This is a genomic window from Pseudomonas sp. P4_C3 (assembly GCF_056402075.1).
This window is the reverse complement of the sequence record NZ_JBFUIC010000487.1, coordinates 1-2,339: the sequence shown is the minus strand read 5'-3', so window position 1 is coordinate 2,339 and position 2,339 is coordinate 1. Positions and strand designations below refer to the sequence as shown.

The following is a 2,339-nucleotide window of genomic DNA, read 5'->3' as shown; positions in this document are numbered from 1 at the left end:
ATTCAGAAGCTGCTGTTGAGCAGCAGGAAAGCGAATTTGGCTATTACTGGGATTCAGTGCATAGAGCTGCTCAGATAGTGCGTGAACGAAGCGCAACTGCGTCAGATCAGATTGATTCAATTGCGGTGGGTCATTGCGATTCGTTCAGCTGTCCTGTACCAATCACCGGTGCCGAAGCGTCGGTGATTGAGCCGAATTGCCGTAATCAGTACGGCTGTTTGTATTGCACTCATTATGTCTGCCACGCCGATGAAGAGGATATACATAAGCTACTCAGTCTCCATTATGTAATTAATGCTGTACGCAGCACCGCTCAGGACAGTAATCATGCAGAAGCACTCTACAAAGACTTATCCATTAGAATTGAGTTTGTGCTGGAGGTAATGGCGAATCGCTCGGAGTCTGTTGCTCAACTGCTAATTATCATGAGGCATAAAGTATTTCAACTTGGAGTGTTAACACCATTTTGGGAGCGCCGCCTGCAGCGCTATGAAACAATGGGAGTTGTATTTTGAGTGGCTCTGCGGTAAGTGGTTTGTTCGCTGCCATGGGCGATTTAGGTGCCGTTGCTCCTGATGCTGCAATGCAGGACATAAACTTTAAGCCCGGGCCAGAGTTCGTTCTGTGTCGAGATAAATACGGAGCTTCAACGGCCACGTATAAAGAGCTGATATGGGACTTTAATCCATATCGACTTGGAGCGACGAGGCTCACTAAAATACGATTTGATAGGCTCTTTAAGTTAAGAGAGTCTGATCAGCAGTCATTGGTTGATGAGGCGAAACATGTTGTTTATTGTCTAGCATATTTTGCGGGAGGGGGGCGTCTGGGGCGGCTGAGTGCAAAGACCATAGAGCAGCGCTGGGTAGTCCTGCGTAGCGCTGTGTCGTTTTGTTACAGACAACGCGATAAGCCTTTGGTTGGTGCGTTGTCCTTGCAGCAGCTTTTCAGTACTCCAGTATATTTAGCAGCGTTTATTGCTGAGATGCCGCAACCACACTTTCCGCAAATGCTTTCATCTTTGCTTGCCAATTTAATTTCCATCGGTGAGGATCGATTGGGTTATCGTGTTATTAGCTCGCGTGACCTTGAATTGCGTCGACATGATACTAATCAACATCCGGTTATCCCCACTAGGATTTATTTGGAACTGATAAACGTTCTTCAGGATCTGCTTGATCAGATTCACCAAGGCGTAGAGAACTTTGAGGGATTTATATCTGAGTTTGGTGATGAGTTTTATGGGGTAGCACATTCTGTTCAGAAAAGTTTGTTGCCCGGCGGAAGGGCTAATTACAGGCCGTCTATGACTGAGGCGCTTAAGACTCATAGTCTGGATAAAATTTTCTCAGGAGTGTTTTCGTGTTCTTATAAAAGAGGGCTAAGCTCTGCGCTCTTAAAAATGCAATGCATCCTTAAAAATGTTATTCACCTATACACAGGTATGAGAGATCAAGAAGTGCTGCGTATGCAGTATGATTGTTTATCTGATGAGATCTACCTAAAAGAGGTGATTGATGATCGAGGCGTGGTTCGTGATTTAGCGAGAACAGTCACCGTTCTGTCGACAACGACAAAATTTACAGGGTACAAAAAATCAGAGTCGTGGTTTGCGCCGAGTGAAGTTGTTAAAGCTATAAGAGTTGCTCAGGCAATTTGTCGCGGGCTAGCAAGCATATACAAAGTTGATGTGGGTAATGAGTGTCCGTTATTTTTAAGTCCGACTATCCTTCGTATAGATAGTGTCGAGGTTGGCGTGGGAAGGTTGGCAAATTATTATAACAAAATACCCTTGATAGAGGATCTTTGGATTGAGTCGTCTGACTTGCAGGAGTTAGCACAGACCGATAAAAAGCGTGATTTTTATAGCGAACCAGAGTTTGCAGTTGGTCGATCTTGGCCGCTGACAAGTCACCAGTTTCGCCGCTCGTTAGCTTTCTACGGTAGCAATAGCGGGTTTATTTCGTTGCCCAGTTTGAAATCGCAATACAAGCATGTGACCCTTGAAATGGCTCGCTATTACAGCAATGGATTTCAAAATCTAAAGACTATTTTTGGATACTACGATCCGAAAAATAAGGGGTTTGTCTTGCCCAGTTCGCACGTTGCTTTGGAGTTTCAGATGGGGATACCGATGGCTGTTGCAAATCAGCTGTTGTCCGATGTGCTGTTCAGGGAGGCACCTTTATTCGGAGGCACGGGGTCTTACATTGAGAAACAGAAGGCTCGTTTGCAAAGTGGTGAGGTATGTATTGAGGATGTTAGGGCAGAAACTCTGATCCGCGTGGAGAATTGCGAAATTAGCTATCGGCCAACTTTTTTAGGTGGCTGTTCTAAGG

Annotated in this window: 1 protein-coding gene and 1 pseudogene; both read left to right on the top strand. The window is 45.2% G+C overall.

Going from position 1 to position 2,339, the window contains the following annotated elements; all coding sequences use genetic code 11:
* A pseudogene (locus AC1DVH_RS29690) lies at positions 1-515 on the top strand (hypothetical protein); the annotation flags it as partial.
* A partial coding sequence (locus AC1DVH_RS29685) for an integrase (RefSeq protein ID WP_477756791.1) occupies positions 512-2,339 on the top strand: 1,828 nt, incomplete at its 3' end. The pseudogene AC1DVH_RS29690 and the gene AC1DVH_RS29685, both read left to right, overlap by 4 nt.